Origin of the sequence: Liquorilactobacillus sicerae (genome assembly GCF_029916425.1) — a bacterium.
Lineage (GTDB): Bacteria > Bacillota > Bacilli > Lactobacillales > Lactobacillaceae > Liquorilactobacillus > Liquorilactobacillus sicerae.
In genome coordinates this window covers 1-18,122 of sequence record NZ_JAHAVQ010000005.1, presented here as the reverse complement: position 1 = coordinate 18,122, position 18,122 = coordinate 1, and the positions used below count along the sequence as shown (strand labels likewise).

Annotated in this window: 15 protein-coding genes; 13 read left to right on the top strand and 2 right to left on the bottom strand. The window is 37.9% G+C overall.

Annotated elements, in window-relative coordinates; genetic code table 11:
- Positions 1-24 precede the first annotated feature (24 nt).
- The 6 genes from dprA to KH893_RS04460 all read left to right on the top strand — a co-directional run bounded on the left by dprA (position 25) and on the right by KH893_RS04460 (position 7,039).
- Positions 25-885 carry a DNA-processing protein DprA gene (gene dprA, locus KH893_RS04485; RefSeq protein WP_281164952.1) on the top strand — a complete coding sequence of 287 codons (861 nt, stop codon included), beginning with the start codon at positions 25-27 and terminating at the stop codon, positions 883-885.
- A gap of 66 nt (positions 886-951) precedes the next feature.
- On the top strand, positions 952-3,057 hold the full coding sequence (gene topA, locus KH893_RS04480; RefSeq protein WP_281164951.1) for a type I DNA topoisomerase: 2,106 nt from the start codon (positions 952-954) through the stop codon (positions 3,055-3,057).
- Positions 3,058-3,245: 188 nt separating this feature from the next.
- Positions 3,246-4,145, top strand: coding sequence for a tyrosine recombinase XerC (xerC, locus tag KH893_RS04475; protein WP_281164950.1), 900 nt, complete (start codon positions 3,246-3,248; stop codon positions 4,143-4,145).
- Positions 4,146-4,165: 20 nt separating this feature from the next.
- Positions 4,166-4,711, top strand: a complete 546-nt coding sequence (hslV, locus tag KH893_RS04470) for an ATP-dependent protease subunit HslV (RefSeq protein WP_281164949.1) — start codon at positions 4,166-4,168, stop codon at positions 4,709-4,711.
- A gap of 24 nt (positions 4,712-4,735) precedes the next feature.
- Positions 4,736-6,148, top strand: coding sequence for an ATP-dependent protease ATPase subunit HslU (gene hslU, locus KH893_RS04465; RefSeq protein WP_281164948.1), 1,413 nt, complete (start codon positions 4,736-4,738; stop codon positions 6,146-6,148).
- A gap of 21 nt (positions 6,149-6,169) precedes the next feature.
- On the top strand, positions 6,170-7,039 hold the full coding sequence (locus KH893_RS04460; RefSeq protein ID WP_281164947.1) for an aldose 1-epimerase family protein: 870 nt from the start codon (positions 6,170-6,172) through the stop codon (positions 7,037-7,039).
- A gap of 150 nt (positions 7,040-7,189) precedes the next feature.
- Here KH893_RS04460 and plsY read toward each other — a convergent pair whose 3' ends face one another.
- Complete coding sequence (gene plsY / locus KH893_RS04455) at positions 7,190-7,816, bottom strand: glycerol-3-phosphate 1-O-acyltransferase PlsY (protein WP_281164946.1); 627 nt, start codon at positions 7,814-7,816, stop codon at positions 7,190-7,192.
- 201 nt (positions 7,817-8,017) lie between these two features.
- On the opposite strand from plsY, the gene parE reads away from it, so the two are divergent.
- On the top strand, positions 8,018-10,012 hold the full coding sequence (parE, locus tag KH893_RS04450) for a DNA topoisomerase IV subunit B (RefSeq protein WP_281164945.1): 1,995 nt from the start codon (positions 8,018-8,020) through the stop codon (positions 10,010-10,012).
- Complete coding sequence (parC, locus tag KH893_RS04445; RefSeq protein ID WP_281164944.1) at positions 10,012-12,465, top strand: DNA topoisomerase IV subunit A; 2,454 nt, start codon at positions 10,012-10,014, stop codon at positions 12,463-12,465. Before parE ends, parC begins: the two co-directional genes overlap by 1 nt.
- 75 nt (positions 12,466-12,540) lie before the next feature.
- Here parC and KH893_RS04440 read toward each other — a convergent pair whose 3' ends face one another.
- Positions 12,541-14,265, bottom strand: a complete 1,725-nt coding sequence (locus KH893_RS04440; protein ID WP_281164943.1) for an NFACT RNA binding domain-containing protein — start codon at positions 14,263-14,265, stop codon at positions 12,541-12,543.
- Positions 14,266-14,441: 176 nt separating this feature from the next.
- Here KH893_RS04440 and KH893_RS04435 point away from each other — a divergent pair, with 176 nt between their 5' ends.
- From KH893_RS04435 to lepB, 5 genes are all read left to right on the top strand, one after another.
- Entirely contained in the window at positions 14,442-14,867 is a 426-nt protein-coding gene (locus KH893_RS04435; protein WP_281164942.1) for a MarR family winged helix-turn-helix transcriptional regulator, read from the top strand.
- 82 nt (positions 14,868-14,949) lie between these two features.
- On the top strand, positions 14,950-15,816 hold the full coding sequence (locus KH893_RS04430; protein ID WP_281164941.1) for a DegV family protein: 867 nt from the start codon (positions 14,950-14,952) through the stop codon (positions 15,814-15,816).
- A gap of 78 nt (positions 15,817-15,894) precedes the next feature.
- Positions 15,895-16,737, top strand: coding sequence for a TIM barrel protein (locus tag KH893_RS04425; RefSeq protein WP_281164940.1), 843 nt, complete (start codon positions 15,895-15,897; stop codon positions 16,735-16,737).
- Positions 16,738-16,891: 154 nt separating this feature from the next.
- Positions 16,892-17,311 (top strand): hypothetical protein, encoded by a 420-nt coding sequence (locus KH893_RS04420; RefSeq protein ID WP_281164939.1) that lies wholly within the window; start codon positions 16,892-16,894, stop codon positions 17,309-17,311.
- A 55-nt stretch (positions 17,312-17,366) separates the two neighbouring features.
- A complete protein-coding gene (gene lepB, locus KH893_RS04415; protein ID WP_281164938.1) occupies positions 17,367-17,972 on the top strand; it encodes a signal peptidase I in 606 nt (201 codons plus the stop codon).
- The last annotated feature ends 150 nt before the right edge of the window (positions 17,973-18,122 follow it).

The following is an 18,122-nucleotide window of genomic DNA, read 5'->3' as shown; positions in this document are numbered from 1 at the left end:
TTAATCAGCAAAGGAAGTGATCGATTGGAACCCAGAGAATTACTTTTATTTTTAAGACTCTGTCCGGCAATTCCACGACAGACTGTCAAAGCAGCCGCTCAAAAGCTATTACAAAGAAATTTTAAAAAATGGGATCTGCAAAGCTTTTTAAAAGCGGATCTGAAATTATCAAACTCACAGCTAAAACAGCTTTTTTCAACAGCTACTTATCAAGTGGTACATCGAAATTTAAGCAGGAGTTCTTTTATTACTTTGCTTGATGCAGCCTATCCAACAAGATTAAAAGAAATTTATGATCCACCGGTTGTTTTGTTCTTTCAAGGTAATTGGCATCTGGTTCAACAAAAGTATTTGTTAGCCGTTGTTGGCGCTCGAAAGAATTCAAGTTACGGTAAAAGAGCTATCAATTATTTATTGTTGCCCTTGCTGAAACGAAAAGTAGTTTTGATTAGTGGCTTGGCTGCTGGAGTTGATTCACTTGTTCATCAGTTAAGTTTGCGATTTAGCTGCCCGACAATTGCAATTATCGGTACAGGTTTAGCAAGATATTACCCCCGAGAAAATTTTGAGCTTCAGCAACAAATTGCCAATCAGTGTTTAGTAATTAGTGAGTATAGTTGTGATGAGGGACCTTTGGCTTATCATTTTCCAGCACGAAACCGAATTATTGCAGGTTTGGCTGAAAATTTATTAGTCGTTGAAGCTCGTCATCAAAGTGGCAGCTTGATCACAGCTAACTTAGCTTTGCAAGAAAATCGTAATGTTTTAGCGGTTCCTGGTCCAGTTGACTCATTGCTGTCAGTTGGGACTAATGAATTGATTGCAGCTGGGGCCAGACCGGCTTTATCTGCGGCAGATATTTGGGAAGAATTTCTTCAGACTTGACAAACTGCCTAAATGTAGCATAACATGATTACCGATTTTTAAATTTGCGACAAAAGGAGTCTGGTTATGCCTACCGTCGAAAAAAAAGCAGTTAAAAAAACGACAGCCAAAAAACGAAAACGAAAATTAGTAATTGTTGAATCACCATCAAAGGCTAAAACAATTGGAAAATACTTAGGTCCGAGTTATAAGGTAATGGCCAGTTTAGGCCATGTTCGTGATTTACCCAGAAGTACTATGGGTGTTGATTTAGATCACAATTATGAACCGCATTATATTTCAATTCGGGGCAAAGGCAGCGTTATCAAAGATTTACGCAAAGAAGCAAAAAAAGCTAGTCAAGTTTATCTAGCAGCCGATCCTGACCGCGAGGGAGAAGCGATTGCTTGGCATTTGTCTTATTTATTAGGCTTAGATCCAAATGATAATAATCGAGTAGTGTTTAATGAAATTACTAAAGATGCAGTTAAAGGTGCTTTTAAACATCCGCGCTCAATCGATATGAATTTAGTTGATGCCCAACAAGCACGACGAGTGTTAGATCGTTTGGTTGGTTATTCAATCAGTCCGTTACTTTGGGCAAAAATCAAAAAGGGATTAAGTGCTGGTCGAGTTCAGTCAATTGCTCTAAATATGATCATTAAACGTGAAGAAGAAATTCGAAATTTCAAACCACAAGAATATTGGACGATTTCAGCAAAATTCAAAAGCCAACGCCAGCAATTTACAGCAGAGTATTATGGTATCGACGGTAAGAAGCAGGAATTAAAAAACAATGCTGATGTTCAACAAATTTTGGCTCGTTTGGATCAAAAACAACTGTTTGCAATTACCAAGGTCGATCGAAAAGAACGTCAGCGCTTTGCGGCTTTACCATTTACGACCAGTACGATGCAACAGGCAGCCAACAATACTTTGAAGTTTAGAACACAAAAAACAATGATGATTGCTCAACAGTTGTATGAGGGTTTAAGTCTGGGCCGAGGTGGAGCAGTTGGGTTGATCACTTATATGCGGACGGACTCAACTCGAATTTCAAATGTTGCCGTTCATGAAGCAGCAGAGTTTATCCATGAAACATATGGCAGTGAATATGCAGCAGTTAAGCCGCGTAAAGGCAAATTGGCTGAAGGAGCTCAAGACGCGCATGAAGCGATTCGACCATCTTCAGTCAAACGAACACCAGATTCGATCAAGGAATATTTAACTCGTGATCAGTATAGATTGTATTCATTAATCTGGTCACGGTTTGTTGCTAGTCAGATGACACCAGCTGTTTATGACACAATGGCAGTTACTTTGGAACAAAATGGAGTTATTTACCGGGCTCGTGGTTCAAAAATGAAATTTCCAGGTTATACAATCGTTTATCCAGACGCAAAGCGAAAGGATAATCAGCTGCCGGATTTAGAAAAAGGACAAACGGCCAAATTAATAACCAATCAACCAGATCAGCATTTTACTTTGCCGCCAGCCCGGTATACGGAAGCAGCTTTGATCAAAACGTTAGAAGAAAATGGCGTTGGTCGTCCATCAACGTATGCACCAACCTTAAGTACAATCCAAAAAAGATATTACGTTAAATTGACAGCGCGGAAATTCGAACCGACTGAATTAGGTGAAATTGTTAATTCAATGATTGAAAAATGTTTTCCTGACATTTTGAACGTAACGTTCACTGCTAACTTGGAAGGCCAATTAGATGAAATCGAAGAAGGCAAGCAGCAATGGATCAAGGTTATTGACCAATTCTATCAGCCATTTTCCAAAGAAGTTGCTACAGCGCAAGATAAAATGGCTAAGGTAAAAATTAAAGATGAACCTGCTGGAATCAACTGTGATATTTGCGGGGCTCCGTTGGTGATCAAGCTAGGCCGTTATGGTAAGTTTTATGCTTGCAGTCGGTTTCCAGATTGCCGCAATACCAAGCCAATTGTTAAAAATATTGGAGTAACTTGTCCAAAATGCCAGCAAGGTGAAGTGATCGAACGAAAATCAAAGAAAAATCGGATCTTTTATGGCTGCTCGCGTTATCCCGATTGTGATTTTGTCTCGTGGGATAAGCCAATTGGTCGCAGTTGTCCAAAATGTCAGCATTATCTGGTCGAGAAAAAATCTAAAAATAACGTTCAAATCAAATGCAGCAACTGTGATTACGTTGAACAAGAATAAATTTGTCAAAAGGTTGAGAAGCTTTTTCCCAGCCTTTTTGGTCTATAATCGAAACAGGGATTAAAAGAAAAATTGCTAATTTAATTTAAATTTTAAATTCATCTAATTTCTGGAAACGAAAGTCTATGCTACAATAAGTTTATTGAGTGTCGGTCAAGGTATTTTCTACGGTTAGCGAGGTGTTGCTATTGACTGAAAAATTAATTGCAGAGTTTCAACAATATTTACGAGTTGAACGGCAGTACTCCCCAGCAACTTTAAAAGCATATACTGATGACCTGCACCTTTTTATTAAGTTCCTGAAAGAAAATGGCGGCCTAACAAGTTTAGCGGCTGTGCAACGCATGGATGTCCATGTTTTTATGAGTTTTTTATATGATCAGCATTATCAAGCAACTTCAATTGAACGGATTATTTCAAGTTTACGATCGTTTTATCGCTTTTTGCAAAAAAATGGACAGGTAGTTGATAATCCATTTTCATATGTTCAGCTAAAACGTCATCCCCGTGCTCTGCCCCGCTTCTTTTATGAAAAAGAGATGCAAGAGCTTTTTAAGGCGGTCGCAGGTGATTCTTTGGTTAATATTCGTGATCGAGCAATTTTGGAAACGTTATATGCAACTGGCATGCGGGTCAGTGAATGCACTGGCTTGAAAGTGACGGAGGTAGATTTTAATTTAAGGGTCATGCTCCTGCATGGAAAAGGCAATAAAGATCGCTATGTTCCTTTTGGCAGCTATTGTGAACAAGCATTAAAACGTTATTTAAAACAAGTTCGCTCATTGCTGATGAGTAAATATCATAAGCAACATCAAGCGGTTTTTATTAATCAGCATGGCGATCCGATTACAGCAGCCGGAATAACTTATATTTTAAATCAGATCATCAAGCGTAGCTCATTGACGACAACGATCCATCCCCATGAACTGAGGCATACTTTTGCAACTCATTTGTTGAATCGCGGGGCTGATCTGCGGGCAGTCCAGGAATTTTTAGGCCATAGCAGTCTATCAACAACGCAAATTTATACGCATGTCACCAAAGAGCATTTGCAACAAGATTATCAAAAATATTTTCCACGTTCATAATCATTTTTAGGAGGAAAAAGATGTCAACCATATCATTTCATGCAACAACGATTTGTGCTGTCCGGCATAACGGACACACTGCTATGGCCGGTGATGGCCAGGTAACAATGGGAGAAAAGGTTATCATGAAAGGAACAGCGCGCAAAGTTCGGCGCATTTATCATGATCAAGTGATAGTTGGTTTTGCTGGTAGTGTTGCCGATGCATTCAACTTGGAAGAACGTTTTGAAAAAAAGCTTGAACAATATAGCGGCAATTTGCAACGAGCGGCTGTTGAATTAGCTCAAGAATGGCGCAGTGATCAAGCACTTCAAAAGTTGGAAGCTTTGTTGATCGTTATGGATAAAAGTGATTTATTGTTGGTTTCAGGTAGTGGCGAGGTCATTACTCCTGATGATGATATTTTGGCGATTGGTTCCGGTGGCAATTTTGCCTTAGCGGCAGCCAAAGCACTAAAAGATCATGCTGGTGAAATGTCAGCACTAGAGATTGCTAAAAGTGCGATCGGAATTGCTGCTGACATTGATATTTTTACCAATCATCATATTATTGGTGAAGAGTTATAGTTAATCAAAGAAAGGATAGCGAAAATGAATCCAATCGATAAAACCCCCAAAGAAATCGTTAAAGAATTAAACAATTATGTAATTGGTCAGGTCAAAGCTAAGAAAGCCATTGCGGTTGCTTTAAGGAATCGCTACCGACGTTTGCAATTGCCAAAAGCCATGCAAGAAGAAGTAACGCCGAAAAATGTTTTGATGATTGGCCCAACTGGTGTCGGTAAGACCGAAATCGCTCGGCGCTTGGCAAAAATTGTCGCGGCACCATTTGTTAAAGTTGAAGCTACCAAGTTCACGGAGGTTGGCTATGTTGGTCGTGATGTGGAATCAATGATTCGTGATTTGGCAAATATTGCTTATAAAATGGAAAAAGAAGCAGAATATCATCGAATCCATGGTCAGGCAGTCCAACAGGCAAATAAAAAATTGATCAAAATACTCGTTCCAGCACAAAAAAAGCAATCAGAACAGCCACAGCAAAACTTTATGCAAATGTTGCGGAATATTCAATCGGGCAATTTGGACTTTTTGGAAAATTCTAATGCTGAAGAAAATGTGACTGATGATGTACGCAATCAACGACTATCAGTCAGTGATCAACTAAAAAAAGGTTTGCTGGAAAATCGTGAAGTGACAATTCAAGTTGACGATACCAACCACAACTTTTCTAATCAGAGTAATTTGTTAGGCCAGATGGGAATTGATGTTGGCGATGCTTTGGCAGCTCTAACACCCAAACGGAAGGTTGAACGGACAATGACGGTTGCCCAAGCACGAGAAACTTTAGCTCGTCAAATTGCTGAGGAATTGATCAACAGTGCCGATGTCGCTGAACGAGCAGTTAAACGGGCAGAAAACAGTGGAATCGTCTTTATTGACGAAATTGATAAGATTACTTCAAAAGCTAAAAAGAACAGCGGTGAAGTTTCACGTGAAGGAGTACAACGTGATATTTTACCAATTGTTGAGGGTTCCCAGGTCCAGACTAAGTATGGTTTAGTAAAAACTGATCATATTTTGTTTATTGCTTCTGGCGCTTTCCAAGACAGCAAGCCGAGTGATTTGATTGCCGAATTGCAAGGACGTTTCCCAATTAGAGTTGAACTTGACGAGTTAACTACTGATGATTTTGTTAAAATTTTGACTGAACCGAATAATGCGTTAGTTAAGCAGTATATTGCCTTGATCGGCACTGATAATATTAAAGTGACCTTTACAATTGAAGCCATTCATAAAATTGCTGAAATCGCTTATCAAGTCAATCATGAAAATGAAAACATCGGTGCTCGGCGCTTGCATACAATTTTGGAACGTTTGTTGCAAGACGTTTTGTATGAGGGTCCAGATATGCAAATGGGTGAAATTACGATTACTGAAGCTTATGTTGAACAAAAAATCGGTGATATTGCTAAAGATAAAGATTTGACTCAATATATTTTGTAATTTTGAAGGGAAGTAATTAATTTGCTGAGTTTAGAAAATAATCAAATCAAGGCTGTTTTCAGTCAACATGGCGCTGAACTGCAGAGCTTGATCGATCAAAAAAGCCAAAAACAGTATCTTTGGCAGGCGGATCCCAAATTTTGGGGGCGTCATGCACCGATTTTATTCCCAATCGTTGGTCGATTGAAAGATGATCAATACCAATTAAATGGTCAAAGCTATCATCTGCATCAGCACGGTTTTGCTAGAGATTTGGACTTTACAGTCATTGATCAACAAGCGGATCGGCTAACTTTTAGTCTGCAAGATTCAGCGGTAACCAGAGAAGTGTATCCTTTTGCTTTTGACTTGCAGATCAGTTATCAACTGACCGCCAATCATTTAACTGTCAGTTATCGGGTCAAAAACCCAGCTGAGCCAAAGATGCTGTTTTCAATTGGTGGACATCCTGCCTTTACTGTTCCTTTGGCTGATGATGAAACTTTTGATGATTATTTAGTTGAGTTTCAACCAGTTGGAAATTATCAAAAGATCCCGCTGGTCGGCAATTACACAGATTCAGCGGCTGCCCAAACGGATCGGATGGCTGGTCTAAAACTTTCACATGAAGCTTTTAAAAATGATGCTTTGATTTATCAACTAAAGCAAAAAACTGTTCTGGAATTAACGACAAGTGCTCATCAACATGGAGTTTTGCTTGATCTTCCAGCTACGGATTATGTTGGTATTTGGTCACCTTATCCGGTTAAAGCTCCTTTTGTTTGTCTGGAGCCTTGGTGGGGTTTGGCTGATGATCGGCAAGCAACGGGTGATTTTACTCAAAAAAGAGGCTTGCATCAATTAACAAGTCAACAAGAATTTGTTGCTAAATTTACAATTAGTATTTTCTAACTAAAAAAGCTGAAACTCAATGTATTTTGAAAAGTTCCATTTAGGTACAAGGCCTAAACGGATCAATTACATTTTGTTTCAGCTTCTTTGTTTGGTCGGCTGCAAAATAGTCACCAACAGAAAAATTTAAAAGTTAAACCCGTAGCAATTTCAGAGTTTATGCTGTTTTTTTAAATGCTGATAATAAAGGCCAAAATGAACAATATTTTCATTGCCTTCGCGTATGCGCTTAAGATTGCCTTTGTGACGGTAAAAAATAAAAATCGTTAAAATAAGCGCAATGATGGTCAAAATGTTATCTTTAAAAACAAAAAAAGATAATAAAGTGATCAAGGTCATGCCAACCATACTAGCAATACTGACCATGCTGCTTAAATAAAGAGCCGTCAAGAAAATGATCCAAGCAATTAAAAAGAAAAACGGATTGTAAGCTAACAGAATGCCAGCACTGGTTGCAACAGCTTTGCCGCCTTTAAAACGAGCAAAAATTGGGAAGACATGTCCGATAACTGCCGCACAGCCGATAATCAAAACATTGATCCGAACATCAAAAAGATATGGTTGGCAGGCGGCTAGTGTCCCCTTTAGCATGTCCATTAGTAAAACAATGATGCCGGCTTTTTTTCCGAGAACCCGAAAGGTATTCGTTGTTCCCATGTTGCCACTACCGTATTGACGAATATCTTTGCCATAAAAAATTTTGCCAATCCAAACGCCAGAAGGAATCGACCCCAGCAAATATCCAATCAGCAGCATTCCTGCAATTTTAAGTTCCAAGTTTCAACCTCCCTTGAACTGATCAAATTATATTCTATCACTTAAATTGCTGGACTCCTACTTAAAATTATTTTTAAAAACCGACAGTCCAATATAATGCGCTTTACTTTCTGAGAACTAATAAGGTATGATAAATAAGTTAGTACGATTTTTTAACGAATTTAAACTGTAGTTAAAAATGATTGGAAAGGACTTTGAACGATGGACAATAGCAATTATAACGATGACTCAATCCAGGTACTAAAGGGACTAGAGGCTGTTAGAAAACGTCCAGGAATGTACATCGGTTCAACCGACAGTAAAGGATTGCACCACCTGGTTTACGAAATTGTGGATAATGCAGTTGATGAAGCCTTAGCTGGTTTTGGCAAAGAAATCAAGGTTATTTTACATCAGGATGGCAGTGTGACAGTAGTTGATCATGGGCGTGGCTTACCAACTGGTATGCACGCTTTAGGAATTCCAACAGTTGAAGTGATTTTCACAATTTTGCATGCTGGTGGAAAATTTGGCCAGGGTGGTTATAAAACTGCTGGCGGTTTGCATGGAGTCGGGGCGAGTGTCGTCAATGCGTTATCTAGCTGGTTAAAAGTTAAAACAATTCGTGAGGGAGTTGCATATCAAGAAAACTTTGCCAATGGTGGTCAACCCCAAGGCACTTTGAAGAAACTTGGTAAAACTAAGGCTGCCAATGGGACAACGGTTACTTTTAAACCAGATCCTAAGATTTTTTCGACCACGAATTATCAATATGATATTTTGGCAGAACGTCTACGTGAGTCAGCCTTCCTGCTAAAGGGCGTTAAAATCACTTTGACTGATGAGCGTAGCGACAAAGAAGATGAATTCCTTTACGCAGAAGGTATTAAGGAATTTGTGCAATATTTGAATGAAGATAAGGACACTCTAGGTCCAATTATGTATTTTGACGGTACCCGCGACGAGGTTGAAGTTGAAGTTGCCGCACAGTATAATGACGGTTATTCAGAAAACATTATGTCTTTTGTCAATAATGTCCGGACCAAAGATGGCGGAACTCATGAAGCTGGTTTAAAGTCAGCTTGGACCAAAGCTTTTAATGATTATGCACGACAAATCGGCTTGCTAAAAGAAAAGGATAAAAATTTAGAAGGCTCCGATGTTCGTGAAGGATTGGCAGCTGTTATCTCAATTAGAATTCCAGAGAAATTGCTACAATTTGAAGGGCAAACTAAAGAAAAATTAGGTACTCCAGAAGCTCGTTCAATCGTCGACAATGTGGTCAGTGAAAAATTGGGCTTCTTTTTACTGGAAAATGGTGAATTTGCTCAAGACTTAGTTCGTAAAGCTTTAAAGGCCAGAGAAGCTCGTGAAGCAGCTCGGAAAGCACGTGATGAAACGCGTGGAGGTAAAAAAAAGCATCATAAAGAACGACTGCTGTCTGGCAAATTGACTCCAGCTCAATCCAAAAATGCCAAGCGCAATGAATTGTTTTTGGTCGAGGGTGATTCAGCCGGTGGATCTGCTAAGCAAGGTCGAGACCGCAAATTTCAGGCAATATTACCATTACGCGGAAAAGTTTTAAACACCGAGAAAGCCAAATTGCCAGATATTTTAAAAAACGAAGAAATCAGCACGATGATTTATACAATTGGTGCCGGAGTAGGGACAGATTTTGACTTGCAAGATGCTAACTATGATAAAATCATTATCATGACTGATGCGGATACTGATGGAGCACATATTCAAATTTTACTGTTGACCTTTTTCTTCAAGTATATGCGGCCTTTAATTGATGCCGGCCGGGTCTACATTGCGTTGCCGCCGTTATATAAAATTCAACGGAAAGCAAAAAAGCAGACTCTAATCAAATATGCTTGGACTGATGAAGAATTGCATTACGCAATAAAGGATCTAAAACAAGGATATACTTTGCAACGCTTTAAGGGCCTCGGCGAAATGAATGCTGACCAGTTGTGGGAAACTACGATGAATCCAACTACGCGTACCTTAGTCAGAGTTCGAATCGATGATGGCACACTTGCGGAAAAACGAGTCACAACATTAATGGGCGATAAAGTGGCCCCACGCAGACGCTGGATCGAAGAAAATGTTAAATTTACTCTTGAAGAAGATGGCAGTTTATTGGACAATGCTGTTGTTGAAGGAGCACATGGAATTCCAAATGAAGATCAAGAACAAGGAGGTCAAGCTTAATGGCAGCCGATGAAAGCAAGATTCAAGAACTCTCTTTGGAAGCGGTAATGGGAGAACGTTTCGGTCGATATTCAAAATACATTATTCAAGAAAGGGCTTTACCAGATATTCGTGATGGCTTAAAACCGGTTCAGCGCCGAATTTTGTATGCTATGAATCAGGATGGCAATACTTACGATAAAGTCTTCCGAAAATCAGCCAAATCAGTCGGGAATGTCATGGGTAACTTTCATCCCCATGGTGATAGTTCAATTTATGAAGCAATGGTTCGTTTAAGTCAAAATTGGAAACTACGAGAGCCACTGATTGAGATGCATGGCAATAACGGCTCAATGGATGGCGATCCACCAGCAGCCATGCGTTATACTGAGGCGCGTTTGAGTAAAATTGCTGCCGAAATGTTGCGTGATATCCAGAAAAAAACAGTCGATTTTGTACCGAATTTCGATGATACTGAGGAAGAGCCAACTGTTTTACCGGCTCGTTTTCCTAATTTACTAGTTAATGGTGCAACTGGAATTTCGGCTGGTTACGCAACTGAAATTCCGCCGCATAATTTGCATGAAACAATTCAAGCCGTGATCTATCTGTTAAATCATCCAACGGCTGAATTACGCGACTTAATGAAGTTTGTTAAGGGGCCAGATTTTCCAACTGGTGGAATTGTGCAGGGAAAAGATGAGATCATTAAGGCGTACCGAACTGGTCGTGGAAGAGTTATTGTCCGGGCTCAAACGAAATTTGAGAATCTTAAAGGTGGACGTTCACAAATTATTGTGACGGAGATTCCGTATGAAGTTAATAAAGCGCAACTAGTTAAACGAATCGATGAAGTTCGACTAACCAAAAAAGTTGAAGGAATTGCTGAAGTTCGTGATGAAAGTGACCGTCAAGGATTAAGGATTGCAATCGAGCTTAAGCGTAATGCAAATTCGCAAGGGATTTTGAATTATTTGTTGAAAAATACCGACTTGCAAATTTCCTATAACTTTAATATGGTGGCCATTAATGATAAGCGTCCTGAGCAAGTCGGTTTAAAACAAATTTTAAGTGCTTATTTAAAACATCAACAGCAAGTGGTCACGCGCCGGACAGAATTTGATTTAAAAAAAGCTCAAGAGCGAGCACATATTGTGGCTGGTTTGATTAAGGCTTTGTCAATTCTTGATCAAGTAATCAAGACGATCCGCAGTAGTCAAAACAAACAAGATGCCAAAGACAATTTAGTCAGCCAGTATGGTTTTACAATTGCTCAGGCTGAAGCAATTGTCTCGCTGCAATTATATCGCTTGACCAATACGGATGTTACCGCTTTGCAGCAAGAAGCCGCGGATTTGAAACAAAAAATAACGGCTTATCAATTAATCTTGCATGATCCGCATGAGCTCGATCAAGTTATCATTAAAGAATTGACAGCGATTGATCATGAATATGCAACCACGCGCAAAACCAAGATTGAAGAAGAAGTGGAAAAATTACAAATCGATACGGAAGTGATGGTGGCTGCCGAAGATGTGATGGTCTTAGTCAGCCATGATGGTTATCTGAAGCGTAGTTCTTTGCGTTCATTTGCAGCATCTGGCGATCAAGAAAATGGGGTGAAGGCAGAAGATCAAATTATTTTCCAACAAAAGGTCAATACACTTGATCACTTAATGATTTTTACCGATCATGGAAATCTGATTTATCGGCCGATTCATGAAATTCCTGATGCCAAATGGAAGGATACGGGTCAACATTTGTCACAAACAGTTGGCTTGGCAAATAACGAAAATATTTTGCAGGCAGTGGTATTTAAAAATTTGCAAACTGCCGGTTACTTTTTATTGGCCACTTCGAATGGTGCAGTTAAGTTGACTAGTCTGACGGATTTAAAACCTGGACGAACTTATCGCAGTCGGGCAATGACTGCCATCAAGTTAAAAGGTCAGGATGATCGTTTAATAACGGTTGATTATGTACCAGCTAAAAAAATACCAGCTCTCGAAGTTCTTTGCTGCTCACAAAGGGGTTATGGTTTGCGTTATCCATTAACCGAGGTACCAATCAATGGTGCTAAAGCTGCTGGAGTTAAGGCAATGGATTTGCGTGATGATTGCCTAGCCGCAGTTTTGCTAGTCACTCAAGATCAAGCAATCGGTCTTTTGACTCAGCGTGGAGCTTTTAAACGCATGAAGGTCAGTGAAATCCCTGAAACTTCCAGAGCACGGCGCGGAGTGCAAATCTTACGTGAATTAAAGCGAAATCCGCATCGGATAAAATTCGCAGCAGTTGCCGCTTTAAATCAGGCTTGGTTGATAACGACTGATCAAAATGAGAAAGTCCAATTAAACTTAGCTGCTCATTCATTAGCTGATCGTTATTCAAATGGTTCATTTGTCGTTGACACTGAAACACAAGGGAAAATTGCGTATGTTGATTTAATTGATCTGCAGCAAGAGGACAATCACTAAATAAAAAGATTGCTAGTTGAAAATTTGGTTAATTCAGCTAGCAATCTTTTATTTTATTATGCAAAAAAACTTATTTTAATTATCCTTATTCAATTCTCGCAGTTTTTCAACTAATCCTTTATCAGGAGTTACAAATAAAGTTTTTTGTCCTTCATAAATTACAAAGCCTGGTCGCGCTCCGTTTGGTTTGCGAATTTTTTTTACCATCACATAATCAACGGGGACAGTAGCTGATCCACGTGATTTTGAAAAATAGGCTGCCAAATTGGCTGCTTCAAGCAAAGTGGTTTGACTAGGCTGAGAAGCGTGAATGATCACATGTGAGCCAGGGACATTTTTAGCATGCAGCCAAATGTCAGATTTTGCGGCTGTTTTTAAGGTTAATTGGTCATTTTGCAAATTATTTTTCCCAACCAAGATCTGCGTTTGGTCAGATGCATAAAACTTTTCTGGCTGACTTTTCGATTGGTGATTTTTCTGCTTTTTTTCTTTTTTCGGTAGTTTTAAATATCCCTGTTCCTGCAGTTCAGTTTTAATTCCTGGCAGATCTTGTGGCTTTGCTAACTCAATTTGCGTTTGAATTCCTTCCAGATAATCAATTTCCTCGTTAGTTAAGTCTAATTGTTTGGACACATAAGCAACTGAGCTTTTTAGTTTTTGATATTTTTTAAAGTACTTTTGAGCATTTTTAGCGGGAGACAGGCTAGGTGCTAATTGAATCTGCAAGGGTTTTAGCTGATCATAATAATTTGGTAATTCAATTTGTTGTTCGCCACGTTTAACTTGATTAAGATAAGTTGTGAGGATTTCTCCTTTTATTCGATATTGGTCAGCTTGCTGACTAGTCTGCAAAGCTTGTGCTAACTTCTTGGCTTTTTTGCGATCTTTATGCAAATGATTTTTAATTACGTCAATCAACTGACCGCCCAGTTGATGTACCCGGTCATGGGTCGCTTTTTGTTGATAAAATTCATCTAATAATTCACTTAATGAAGACATTTGTTTAATTACATATTTTGGTGAATAAGCAAAGCAAGAAAAGAAAATTTTTGAATCTTTAACAATGACGGGCGTTGGACAATTGACTTGCTGCAAGCAATTTTGCCAAATCTGTTGGAGTTCAGCGTTGCTTTGAGCTTGATGTAGCTGATCAGCAAAATAGAGTGCGTGTTCACGACCAAAACCTTGGTAAGTGATTTGCAACTGTTTGGCTAAAACATCCCGATTAGGATAGTTAGCGACTAAAGTTAGGTATTGGCCATTTTTGCTTGCTTCAATAAACGGATTGCTTTTGTCTTGTTGCGGTGGAGCAAGATATTCAGCTCCCGGAAGTAGCATCCGGTAACGATTTTGACTGGGTCCGATATGCTTAATGGCGTCAAGAATTTTGTTTTGCTGAGGATCAATCAAAATTACATTGCTGTGGCGCCCCATAATTTCAACACTAAGGCGCAGTGCAAAGGCATCACCGAGCTCATTGCGAGCCGTTAAATCAAAATTGATTACCCGATCATTTTCCAACTGACTAATATTCAATAACACCGCACCATCAAGATATTTCCGCAACTTCATAGTAAAATTAGTTGGAACTGGTGGGTTATCATAAGGAATCTTGGTAATTTGAACGCGAGCGTAATTTGGATGAGCTGACAGTAAAAGTGGATAATTATGTCGCTGAGCTCGCAAAGTTATAATTACTTCGTTCGGATATGGTTGTGAAATCTTAGTAATTCGACCATGCAGAATATGTTGCTTTAGTTCACTCACCATTGCATGGGTAAAAAGGCCATCAAAAGGCATTACTTTGCCAACCCTCTTTCATTTTTTGTTCTAACATTTATTTTACATTTTATCGTTTGAAAGCGCAAAATTAATCATAACTATTGATATTCTTCAATTTTTATTTCATAATGAATATGTATTTTGCATAATGCATTTTTCACTACAGAGCAGTTTTCTTGAAATGGGGAGATTCTATGCGGTCATGTTTAGATAGCTTATTAGTTATTCAAAAGCAGTATTATGATGCTTTAAAGAAAATAGTTCATAATTATGGTCTGACGATCGCCGAATGGCAGTTGCTGATCAAAATAATCAATGGTAATCAAACTCAGGAAAAGTTAGCAGAACTAACACAATTAAATGTATCAACGCTGAGTCGTCAACTTTCAAGGCTTTCAGCTAAAAAGTTTATTGACCATTTAACAGCTGGCAAAAGTCATGGTGGGCGCAAAAAAATCAATTATGTTAGTACTGAAAAAGGAGAAAGTGCAGTTCAACAGCTGCAAACTGAGTTAAAGATGTTTGCAGATCAGCTTTTTCGTCATTGGTCAGTTGAAGAACAAGATATGTTGCAAATTTTGTTAAATCGTTTATCGCATAGTTTAGAACGATTAGACTGAACCAGCCAAGGTGGCGCTAAGTGGTTGAATTTTTGTTTTTATGTTATGCTTATTCAGTATTAGTAAAAGTGGGTGTAAATTTATGAAGATTGCTGTTGTCACTGACAGTACGGCATATTTAACTAAACAACAGGTTGAAGAAAATGACATTAAGGTTATTCCAATTCCTGTAATTATTGACAATCAAGTTTATCAGGAAGGTATCGACATTACTAGTGATGAGTTTTACAAAAAGTTAAAGGCTTCCTCATCTTTTCCGAGTACTTCCCAACCTTCAATTGGTGAGCTGATTAATTTTTATGAAAAATTAGGTGATGAAGGCTATGAAGCTGTTATTAGTATTCATTTAGCAAGTACTATTTCTGGTTTTGTCCAAACTCTGCAGACAGTCGCTGCAGAAGTCAAAAATACTCGGTTAATTCCTTTTGATTCACAAATCACAGTCATGGTGATGGGAAATTTGGTTTTAGCAGCTACCAAAATGGTTAAACAAGGATTAGATCCAGATACGGTCATCAAAAAACTTGAGCAATTACGTGCTACGACCAATGAAGTTTTTATCGTTGATGATTTACAAAACTTAGTCCGTGGCGGGCGTCTTTCAAATGCTTCAGCTTTTATTGGAAGTGTACTTAAAATTAAGCCATTATTAACTTTTGACCGTCATTCACATAAGATTGTTGCCTTTGAAAAGGTTCGCTCAATGAAAAAAGCTATTAAACGTGCTGAAGAGTTATTCGAAAACGAGCGGCAAACAATTGATTATCCTTTAAGATTGATTGTTATTCATGCCAATGATGAACCGGCTGCTATCCAGTGGCAGGAAAAATTAACTGAAAAGTATCCAGCATATCCAGTTGATATTAGCTATTTTGGCCCAGTGATTGGGACCCACCTTGGCGAAAAAGCAATTGCTTTAGCTTGGATGGAAGATATTGATAAATTATAATTAACAGGATCATTAAACTGAGGCTTTATAACGTCTCAGTTTTTATTTGAATTTAAATTAATCAAGCAGGTGAGAGAAGTGTCTTTGCAAATAAAAAGGCCGCAACTTGGTTTAAAGGGCGGAACGATCCCTAATCAGCTAAATGATCGTTTGCAATATAAACCGGAAGTCTTTGAATTTTTTACAGCTGAAAATGATTTTACCCAGTCTGGCTTGAAGCGACTAAAAGAGGCAATTCAGTTAGTTCAAGCAGTTGCGACTTCCAAGATTGTTTTACATCATCCAATGCGTTATCAAGGAGAATTTACCGAACTAGTTGCACCACAAACGGTTTTTCCTGATTTGGTAAAATTTATTGACAAAAGCACAAATGATTTATTACAGCTTTCATTTGATCTGAATGTTCAAACCTTAGTTCATGGCTCTTATTTGCGTCATACCCAAAAAATGATTGACTTATATCCCTCTTTGGCAATTGCTAGAGAAAAGGTCTTTCAAAAATTAGATTATTTTGCCCAATTAGGTCAACAACATATCATGTTTGAAAATTCAATTTCACCAATTTTTTATTTTGGTGGGCAAGCCGAAGAACAAGAAATTATTGATCATCATTATCGACTGGCATTTGATACTAGTCATTGCTTTATAAAATTACAGGGAAATAATGAACAGTTGATCGATTCATTGCAAAATTTGAAGTCTTCTATTGTCCACTACCATTTGGTTGATTCAATGGGATTGAAACATGACAGTTTACCACTTGGTCAAGGGCGAATCGATTGGCGACGTATTTTGCCGACCTTGAACTCGAAAGCAACCAATATTTATGAAATTAATTTAAAAGACAATGATAATTGTCAAGAACAGCTTTTAAGTCATCAATATTTACTTAATATTTATCATATGGAGGCCGATAATTAATAATTTAATTGCTTTACTGAAGTTTTTTTAAAGTTTAAGCATAAGTGTTACTATTCTATTTTTAGTTAGTATATAATTTCTCTAGTAAATATCTGAGCTTTCGATAATTCGGTTGAACCAACCACGAAAGTTCAATAAAGGGGAGTTGAAGTTAGTGAATCGTTTCTTTAATATTGCCGTTGGAGCAGCAGGATTATTATATGTTTTAAACGACACTTATTTTAGAATAATGGTGAACTTGTATGTTCATCAAGGGTTTCCTGAAAAACAAGCCGAAAAAATTGCCAATAGTTCAGATATTTTTATCATAATTATTTTCTTAGCAATTGCAATAGTTGCTTTTGGAGTACTTGCACTGATCAGCAATTTAATTCTTTTTTACCAGCGACCATTTTTTATAAAAGTCTGCTTAAATGTGATAACAATGTTAATGCCATTTATTTATGTGAAAAATGGTTGGTTTTTGTTATATGAAGGAATATTTTGTGGCCTATTTGCAACTTATCTCATTAGTTTAAAGAAAATTGATGCCAAGAAAAGTAATTTAACTGAGAAAGTTCAGAAGATTCGTTAAAAAGCAGAGTTTTCAAGTTATAATATAATAAATGATGAAAAAATGAGGGATAAGGTTGCAAACTTTTAAAAATATAATGAGTTGGATAATACCGGTCATAGTTGGTCTATTGATTGCGTTAGTCGTTAAGCAGTTTTTGTTTGGATTTGTTAAAGTAGATGGAACTTCAATGTATCCTAATTTGCAAAACAATGAACGGGTAATGCTTTTAAAACCTGCTAAAATCAAGCACAACAGTGTTGTCGTTTTTAACGCATATGGTATTGATCACAACAATCCAACAATTCAAAAAAATACGAAATATGTTAAAAGAGTCATCGGTATGCCTGGTGATACGATTGAGTATCGTAATGATGGTCAGTTATATGTTAATGGTAAAAAGATGCCGCAGGGTTACATTACTAAAAAACAAAGAACCTCGGGAACCTTGCATTTATCAACTCAGTTAAGTGAAGCCAAAGGTGTTACTTTAGGGACTGGAAAAAGTTTCAAAGTACCGCAAAATGAATATTTTGTTTTAGGCGATAATCGAAAAGATTCAAACGATAGCCGCTATTATGGTTTTGTTCCCAAAAGTAAAATTGATGGTGTTGTTAAGGTCTTTTTCTGGAACTCCAAAGAAAAAGTTATTAATTCGTATCGATCATCAACGGTCAATTAAAATAGTTTTAAGATAAGAATAGTGGTTCTTTTTCAAGTAGTACTGATAAATAAAATTGCCTAAATTGCAATTTAAATTGGTATAGCTGGATTATTAAGCTATCTGTTCTGCGGAATGGATGGCTTTTTTGATGTAATAATGATAATTTAA